Raw genomic sequence first — 7854 nt, 5'->3', positions numbered from 1 at the left:
GCGCTGTGTTTTCCGTATTCCGCCGCACCAGCGAAGTGCCGCTGTTCCAGATCGTCAAGGATCCGAAACTGGCCCGCAAGCAGGGCGCTTTTGCCGTCATCGCCGCCGGCGGCCGCATCTTGAAGCGTGGTCAGGAACTTGGCCGCGTGCTTGGTGTGTTCGACAGCAAGCTGAAGCTGGTCGAAGCCTGAGCTGGGGAATTAGAGCAGGGGAATTGAAGAGCTGGAGAATTGATTAATTGATGAAAAGGCACTCGGCGCCTGACGCTATCTTCTTCAATTCTTCAATTCTTCAATTCTTCAGTTCCCCCTAAGGCGAAACTTCCGCTCCGGCAGCGATTCGGGATCGGGCGGCAGCGTCGCACCGCCATTCAGCGACAGCTGCATGAACACCGTGTCCAGCCAGCGCCCATGCTTGTAGCCGGAACCTTCAAGGCGTCCCGAATGGCGAAAGCCGAGCTTTTCGTGCAACCGCACCGAGGCGCTGTCGGGACGGCCATCGCCGATCACCGCGATGATCTGGCGAAAGCCCGCCGTCGTCACTGCCTCGATCAGGCTTTGCATCAGCTTGAGCCCGACGCCCTGGCCCTTGGCCTCGGGCGCGACATAGACCGAATCCTCGACGATGAAGCGATAGGCCGGGCGTGGCCGGAAGGCGCCGGCATAGGCGTAGCCGAGAACGGTCCCGTCCTTCTCCGCCACCAGGTAAGGAAAGCCGCCGGCCGTCAGGCTGTCGAATCGAACACCCATCTCCGCACGGCTCGGCGGCTCCAGCTCATAGCTCGCCGTGCCTTGGGTCACCGCATCGGCATAGATGTCCGTGACGCTGTCGAGGTCGGCCACCGTGGCAGGCCGGATCGCAATATTGCTCATTGTTTATGCATGCCGTTTCTCTGCTCGCAATAACAGCAAAGGCCAAGACAAAAGAAAAGGGCGGCCGTTGGGCCGCCCTTCCGGAAGTTGATGGTCCAATGCCGCTTTAGCGGCGGTCGCCCATGAACTGCAGCAGGAACATGAACAGGTTGATGAAGTCGAGATAGAGCGTCAGAGCGCCCATGATCGCCTTGCGGCCGGCGACGTCGGAAGTGTCGCCCTCGAAATACATCTCCTTGATCTTCTGCGTGTCATAGGCGGTCAGGCCCGCGAAGACCAGCACGCCGATCGCCGACACGGCAAAGGACAGCGCCGACGACTGCAGGAAGATATTGATCACCGACGCGATGATGATGCCGAACACGCCCATGATCAGGAACGAGCCCATCGCCGTCAGGTCGCGCTTGGTGGTGTAGCCGAACAGCGACAGCGCACCGAAGGCGGCGGCCGTGGCGAAGAAGGTCTGTGAGATGCTGGCCGTGGTGTAGACCAGGAAGATCGAAGACAGCGACAGGCCGACGAGACCGGCATAGACCCAGAACGTCGTCTGCGCCGCCGAAACGCTCATCGACTGAACGCGGAACGACAGGAACAGCACGGCAGCCAGCGGCGCCAGCATCACCACCCAGCGCAGCGGCGAGCCGAAGATCGCGTAGCCGAAGGAGGTCAGCATCTCGCCGCTTGGCAGCGTCGCGACAGCCGAAGCCGGATCGGTGGTGGTGGCCAGCATGATCGTGCCGATCGCGGCAAGACCAGTGATGAGGAGGCCAAGCCCCATCAGATTGTAGACCCTGATCATATAGGCGCGCAGGCCCTGATCGATGTCGGCACCGACGCTGACGCCGGGCACGGCGCGCGTCTGGTAGTTGCGAATGGGATCAGCCATTGTAGTCCTCTATTGCTTCTGCCCCGTCGGGTGTCAGGTCCTTCCGGACCCAGGCGCCGCTGGCAGGGCTCCAGCATGCCTGTGGCGAAATATGATGGTTATTCGCGTCAAGAACAAGTCCGTAACCGGATGTAACGGTTCGTGACAGGGCGAAGTGCCGATTCTTCGGCTTTTCGGAGGGCTTTCTTACCAAGATTTAATCCAGGATGCCCATTTCCGGGCCTGTCGTCACAAATTGCGCAGCACCGGTGCTGCCTTGTGGCCGAGCACCCGCCAGGTGCCGGCAAGACCAATGCCGACCGTGATCACCAGCGAAAACAGAATGGTCGCCACTGCCACCTCGGGCATGAAATGCGACGGCAATGTCATGATGCGCGCGACGACGAACCAGGCCGCCGCACTGCCCGCCGCCAGCGCGAAGATGGCGGTGGCCAGTCCGATCAGCATGTATTCGAGCGAGAAGGCCGATATCAGCGTCGTGCGTGTCGCCCCCAGCGTCTTCAGCACCACCGCATCATGGATGCGCGCCCGGTTGCCGGCGGCGAGCGCGCCGGCCAGCACCAGCACCGAAGCGATCAGCGCCACGCCGGCCGCGGCTCGGATCGCCGAGCCGAGCTGTCCGACCAGCCGGTTGACGACATCGAGCGCGTCCTTGACCCGCACCGTCGTCACCGCCGGGAAGGCGCGGGTGACGGCGTTGAGGATGCGGGCGTCGTCGGCCGTCGAGGTACTCTTTTCGGTCAGCGTCGCCATCCAGCCATGCGGGGCGCCCGCGAATGTGTTGGGCGAGAACACCATGACGAAATTGATGCCCATCGTCTCCCACTCGACCTGGCGGAAATTGGCGATCCTGGCGGTGACATTGCGTCCCAGCACGTTGACGGTGATGGTATCGCCGAGCTTCAGCCCGATCTCCTTGCCTTCCTGCGCCGAAAACGAAACCAGCGGCTCGCCGCTGTAATTTTCGGGCCACCAACTGCCCTCGGTCAACGTCGCGTTCTCCGGCTGCCGGGTGTCATAGGTCAGGCCGCGGTCGCCCCTCAGCACCCAGGCGCCTTCCGCCGGCACCTTCACCTTGTCGACATCGATACCGTTCAGCGCCATCACCCGGCCGCGCAGCATCGGCACCTTGGCCAGCACACCCTGCGGCGCCTCCTTGCCGATCAGCGCCGAGAACGACGCGACATCGGCGCTCTGGATGTCGACGAAGAAGAAGTTCGGCGCCCGTTCCGGCAGGCTGCCGGAGATCTGCCGCCTGAGATTGCCGTCGATCAGCGCCAGCGTCACCAGCAGCGTCAGGCCGAGCCCCAAGGACAGCACCACCGATGGCGTCAGCGCGCCTGGCCGATGGATGTTGCCGATAGCGAGCCTGAGCGCCACGAAGCGCACGCGCGGGCTCTTCCTGGCCGCCCATTGCACCAGTGCGCAGACCACGCGCAGCACCAGGAAGGCGAAGACGGTAGCGCCGACAAAGATCGAGGCGATGCGCTGGTCGCCGGAAAACAGAATGGCCAGCGCCGCCAGCAACAGCGCGATGCCTATGGCCGCCGCGACATAGGCGGGGCGCGGCAAGCCGCGGCCTTCCAGCCCCATCTCGCGAAACAGCGCGGTTGCCGGCACATCGCGGGCGCGGCCGAGCGGCAGCAACGCGAAAGCCAACGTCACCAGCAGGCCGAACAGCGCCGCCATGCCGAGCGCGCCGGGATAGAAGCCGCCTGCGGCCGGCACCGGAATGACGGATTGCAAGGCCGCACTCGCTGCGAACGGCATCAGCGCGCCGAGCACAAGGCCCAGCACGATACCCAATGCGGCAATGATCAGGATCTGCACCAGATAGACGGCAAAGACGAAGCCGCCCGAAGCGCCCAGGCTCTTGAAGGTGGCGATCACGCCGCGCTTGCCGTCGAGATAGGCGCGCACCGCATTGGCGACGCCCACACCGCCGACCACCAGCGCCGTCAGCCCGACCAGGGTCAGGAACTGAGAGAAACGTTCAATGTTCGACGACAGCGCGGGCGCCGCGTTGCTGCGTGTGCGGATCGACCAGCCTGCTTCGGGGAAATCCGTGGCCGCCTGGTCCTGGACGCCCTTCAGTCGCGCCTCGTCGGCGTCTGCCGGTAGGCGGATCTTGTAGGCATTCTCGACCAGGCTGCCCGGCTGGATCAGTCCAGTGGCCGCCAGCCCGTCCGTCGAGATCATCAGCCTTGGCGCGAAGCCGAAACCGTCGGACACGGCGTCCGGTTCGGCGACCAGCCTGGCGCGCAGTTCGAAAGTGGCGGTACCAAGCTTCAGCCGGTCGCCGATCTTGACGTGCAGCCGCTCGAACAGAAGGTCGGGTGCCGCCGCACCGAAGACGCCGAACTCTTCGCCGAACAGTTCCTGTTTCGACAGTGCCGGCTCGGTCTCCAGCGTGCCATAGAGAGGATAGGCATGGTCGACCGCCTTGGCCTCGACCAGCGCCTGGTCGGATCCGTCGGCCAGACGCGCCATCGAACGCATGCTGGCGGTCCGGGAAACTGTGCCGAGCCCGTCAAGGAAGCTGCGCTCCGCCTGGCTGGCGTCACGCTGATTGATCTCGAAGCGAAGGTCGCCGCCCAGCAGCGTCTGGCCCTGATTTGCGACACCGGCGGTGATCGAACGCGCCACCGAGTTGACGCCGCCGATGGCCGCGACGCCGAGCGCGATGCAGGCGAGAAAGATCAGGAAGCCGGACAGGCCGCCGCGCATCTCGCGCAACGAGAAGCGGACCGCGAGCCTCAACGTCCGGGACAGCGGCATCAGGCCGTCACCTTGACAGGCGCCGGCGCCTCGATCCGGCCCGAGCGCATCGATACCTGGCGCGAACAGCGTGCCGCGAGCGCCGGATCATGGGTCACCAGCACCAGCGTCATGCCGCGCTCGGCCGCCTTGGCAAACAGGAGGTCGGCGACCTGCCGCCCGGTCGCCTGGTCGAGATTGCCGGTCGGCTCGTCGGCGATCAGGATGCGCGGCGACGGCGCCAATGCGCGGGCGATCGCCACGCGCTGCTGCTCGCCGCCCGACAATTCGCCGGGATAGTGGGTGACGCGGTCGCTGAGGCCAACCGCCTCCAGCTCGCGCGCCGCCACCGAAAACGGATCGGCATGGCCGGCCAGCTCCAGCGGCACCGCGACATTTTCGAGCGCCGTCATGTTGGGAATGAGATGGAAGGACTGGAACACGATGCCAATGTTTCGGCCTCGAAACGAAGCAATCTGGTCCTCGCTTTTGCCGTTGAGCAACTCACCAGCGATTCGGACCGTACCCGAATCGACCCTTTCCAGGCCTGCCAGGACCATCAGCAATGTCGACTTGCCGGAGCCCGAAGGCCCGACGATGCCGGTCGCCTCCCGGGTCGCCACATCAAGGCTGACACCCTTCAGCACATGGACCGATGAAGCGCCCTCGCCAAGGGTCAGGGATACATCTTTCAGCGCGATGACGGCTTCTGTCAAAATGAAATCGTCCTATAATCTGGGAAGGCTCTGCTTGCCGGAAGCCGTCGACTGAAGAATTCCTAGCTCATATGGGGCCTGCCGCATGTCTTTCAAACGCAGTATTGCCGCAGGCCTCATGGTTTTCCTCGCCATTTGCGGCGCCATGCCGTCAGCGCGTGCCGAGCCGTTCAAAATCGTCGGCTTCGGCGACAGCCTGACGGCGGGCTATGGCCTTGGGCCTGACCAGGGCTTTACCGACAGGCTGCAGGCTGCCCTTCGCGCCAAAGGCCATGATGTGAGCGTCGCCAATGCCGGCGTTTCCGGCGACACGACGAGCGGTGGCCTGGCGCGGCTCGACTGGTCGGTGCCCGACGGCACGCAACTGGTCATCCTCGAACTCGGCGCCAACGACATGCTGCGCGGCGTTTCGCCCGACATCACCAGGAAGAACCTCGACGAGATGCTGAGCAAGCTGAAGCAGCGCAAGATTGCCGTGCTTCTGGCCGGCATGCGTGCCGCACCCAATCTTGGCCCCGACTACCAGAATGCGTTCGACGCCATTTTTCCGGACCTGGCGAAGAAATACGACGTCGTACTCTACCCGTTCTTTCTCGACGGCGTCGCCGGCCAGCCCGGCATGCAACTCGAGGACGGCCTGCATCCGAGCGTTGAAGGCGTCGACCAGATAGTCGAACGCATCCTGCCGACGGTCGAGAAGGTGATCGCTGCAGTGCCGGGCGATTCCTAGCGGATTGGAACTGTTTCCGCGCAGGGGGCTTTTAACAGGGACTGTGGCCAACAAACCTCTTGCTCCGTTTGACTATCGATGATTCGCTGGGGATGACAGTTCGATTCGAGGAAGGGAGGCTCTTCATGCCGCGTCTTTTCACCGCCCTCGAAATTCCGCGTGACGCTGCCCTTTCGCTGTCCCTGCTGCGGGGCGGCTTGCCGGGAGCCCGCTGGATCGATGTCGAAAACTACCATCTGACGCTGCGCTTCATCGGCGATGTTCCCGGCCATGTCGCCGACGAGATCGCCAACGCGCTCGACCGCGTCCACCGCCCTTCCTTCTCGCTGGCGCTGTCCGGCGTCGGCGCTTTCGGCCAGAAGAATCCACATGCGGTGTGGGCAGGCGCTTCCGCCTCGCCCGGTCTGGCCGCCCTTCAGGGCGAGATCGACCGCATCTGCCAGCGGCTCGGCATCCCGGCCGATCCCCGCAAGTTCATGCCGCATGTCACGCTGGCACGCTTACGCAATTCGACCCCGCTGGACGTCGCCCAATATCTGTCGGCGCGCGGCAATTTCTCGACGCTGCCGTTCCGCGTCGGCCGTTTCGTGCTGATGTCGTCGCGCGATTCGGTCGGCGGTGGACCCTACATCGTCGAGGAAGCCTGGCCGCTGTCAGGCACGGACGCCCGCGCGTCCAGCCTTGTCGCCAGCGCCTCCGACGCCTCGCGGATCATGCGATAGGCGGAAGCGAAGGCTTCTGCCTCGTCATGATAAGGATCCGGCACGTCGCGTGCCTTTCCCTGCGCGAACTCCAGGAACAGATGGATGCGGTCCTGCACGGCCGCCGGCGCCAGCGCCTTCAGGTCGGCGACATTCGACCGGTCCATGCCGAGGATCAGGTCGAAACGGTGGAGGTCCTGCGGCGTGACCTTGCGCGCCCTTTGCCCGGAAATGTCGACGCCGTGCCGCACCGCGATCGCGATCGCGCGTCGATCGGGGGCAGAGCCGGCCTCCCAGTCACTGGTTCCCGCTGAATCGAGCAGGATATCCCGGGCCGACCCGCGCTCGGCCCAAACCGCGCGGAAGACACCTTCCGCCAACGGCGACCGGCAGATATTGCCGAGGCAGACGAAGAGAATGGAGTTTATGGGCTTCGCGCTCATCGATCCGTCGCTATGGTAAGGGTCGTTTTCGAATAGCACAGGATATGGACATGGCGAGAGAGAAACTGGGCAGGCAAGCCGCTGAAGCCGCATTGACCGGTCTTGACGGCTGGGCGCTGGCGGAAGACGGCGCTTCCATCAAGCGCACATTCACCTTCGCGAATTTCTCCGAGGCTTTCGCCTTCATGACCCGCGTCGCGCTTGCCGCCGAGACGATGGACCATCATCCCGACTGGTCGAATGTCTACAAGACCGTCGATGTGACGCTGAACACTCACGACGCCGGCGGCGTCACCACGCTCGATATCGATCTGGCCAAGAAAATGAACCGCTTTGCCGGCGCCTGAGGCCTGGTATCGCCTCGGCAGGCCCAAATCGGCACCAGCATCTTGTAGCGGGGGTCGGGTTTCACCACATTTTCCCCCGCGGGCATGCGCCGGATGCGCATGGGCGCTCGCAAGGAGACACTGATGGCGCAACAATCCGGTTTTGATTTCTTCGGCTTTGGCGGCAAGCTGGCAAACGAGAGCGAAGTGCGCGAGAAATTCTGGCGCACAGCCAAGAAGGCCGCGCTGCAGATCCCCTACATGGAAGAGGTCGTGGCCGCCTACTACTGCGCCATGGACAAGAACACCCCGCTGCGCGCCAAAGGCATTCTGCTCGCGGCGCTCGGTTATTTCGTGCTGCCGGTGGATGTCATCCCCGACTTCGTCTTCGGGCTTGGCTTCACCGACGACATCGCCGTGCTC

At 64.0% G+C, this 7854-nt stretch carries 10 protein-coding genes; 5 read left to right on the top strand and 5 right to left on the bottom strand.

The window, feature by feature from the left end; genetic code table 11:
- On the top strand, positions 1–191 hold a 191-nt coding region (locus EN893_RS11075), incomplete at its 5' end, for a DUF2794 domain-containing protein (RefSeq protein WP_128361535.1).
- 108 nt (positions 192–299) lie between these two features.
- Here the strand turns inward: EN893_RS11075 and EN893_RS11070 are convergent.
- From EN893_RS11070 to EN893_RS11055, 4 genes are all read right to left on the bottom strand, one after another.
- Entirely contained in the window at positions 300–872 is a 573-nt protein-coding gene (locus EN893_RS11070; protein ID WP_127269005.1) for a GNAT family N-acetyltransferase, read from the bottom strand.
- A 106-nt stretch (positions 873–978) separates the two neighbouring features.
- Positions 979–1758 (bottom strand): Bax inhibitor-1/YccA family protein, encoded by a 780-nt coding sequence (locus EN893_RS11065; RefSeq protein ID WP_127271172.1) that lies wholly within the window; start codon positions 1756–1758, stop codon positions 979–981.
- Positions 1759–1986: 228 nt separating this feature from the next.
- Positions 1987–4536, bottom strand: coding sequence for an ABC transporter permease (locus tag EN893_RS11060; RefSeq protein ID WP_127268356.1), 2550 nt, complete (start codon positions 4534–4536; stop codon positions 1987–1989).
- Positions 4536–5231, bottom strand: coding sequence for an ABC transporter ATP-binding protein (locus EN893_RS11055; protein WP_127268357.1), 696 nt, complete (start codon positions 5229–5231; stop codon positions 4536–4538). The genes EN893_RS11060 and EN893_RS11055 overlap by 1 nt, the downstream gene beginning before the upstream one ends.
- A gap of 85 nt (positions 5232–5316) precedes the next feature.
- On the opposite strand from EN893_RS11055, the gene EN893_RS11050 reads away from it, so the two are divergent.
- Together EN893_RS11050 and thpR are read left to right on the top strand one after the other, a co-directional pair.
- Positions 5317–5961 carry an arylesterase gene (locus EN893_RS11050; protein ID WP_127268358.1) on the top strand — a complete coding sequence of 215 codons (645 nt, stop codon included), beginning with the start codon at positions 5317–5319 and terminating at the stop codon, positions 5959–5961.
- Positions 5962–6086: 125 nt separating this feature from the next.
- Positions 6087–6683, top strand: coding sequence for an RNA 2',3'-cyclic phosphodiesterase (gene thpR / locus EN893_RS11045; protein WP_128361534.1), 597 nt, complete (start codon positions 6087–6089; stop codon positions 6681–6683).
- Here the strand turns inward: thpR and EN893_RS11040 are convergent.
- Entirely contained in the window at positions 6587–7105 is a 519-nt protein-coding gene (locus EN893_RS11040; RefSeq protein ID WP_127268360.1) for a low molecular weight protein-tyrosine-phosphatase, read from the bottom strand. The genes thpR and EN893_RS11040 overlap by 97 nt on opposite strands.
- Positions 7106–7155: 50 nt before the next feature.
- Between EN893_RS11040 and EN893_RS11035 the strand changes: the two genes are divergently transcribed.
- Entirely contained in the window at positions 7156–7452 is a 297-nt protein-coding gene (locus tag EN893_RS11035; protein ID WP_127268361.1) for a 4a-hydroxytetrahydrobiopterin dehydratase, read from the top strand.
- A 123-nt stretch (positions 7453–7575) separates the two neighbouring features.
- A partial coding sequence (locus EN893_RS11030; RefSeq protein ID WP_164900798.1) for a YkvA family protein occupies positions 7576–7854 on the top strand: 279 nt, incomplete at its 3' end.

Source organism: Mesorhizobium sp. M7A.F.Ca.CA.004.04.2.1 (assembly GCF_004022825.1).
Lineage (GTDB): Bacteria > Pseudomonadota > Alphaproteobacteria > Rhizobiales > Rhizobiaceae > Mesorhizobium.
The sequence above is the reverse complement of the archived record's forward strand: the minus strand, read 5'-3'. Positions and strand labels throughout refer to the sequence as shown.

Coding starts and splice junctions, on each gene's coding strand:
- EN893_RS11035 (WP_127268361.1), top strand. CDS start 7,156: ATGGCGAGAGAGAAACTGGGCAGGCAAGCCGCTGAAGCCGCATTGACC.
- EN893_RS11040 (WP_127268360.1), bottom strand. CDS start 7,105: ATGAGCGCGAAGCCCATAAACTCCATTCTCTTCGTCTGCCTCGGCAAT.
- EN893_RS11050 (WP_127268358.1), top strand. CDS start 5,317: ATGTCTTTCAAACGCAGTATTGCCGCAGGCCTCATGGTTTTCCTCGCC.
- thpR (WP_128361534.1), top strand. CDS start 6,087: ATGCCGCGTCTTTTCACCGCCCTCGAAATTCCGCGTGACGCTGCCCTT.
- EN893_RS11065 (WP_127271172.1), bottom strand. CDS start 1,758: ATGGCTGATCCCATTCGCAACTACCAGACGCGCGCCGTGCCCGGCGTC.
- EN893_RS11070 (WP_127269005.1), bottom strand. CDS start 872: ATGAGCAATATTGCGATCCGGCCTGCCACGGTGGCCGACCTCGACAGC.
- EN893_RS11060 (WP_127268356.1), bottom strand. CDS start 4,536: ATGCCGCTGTCCCGGACGTTGAGGCTCGCGGTCCGCTTCTCGTTGCGC.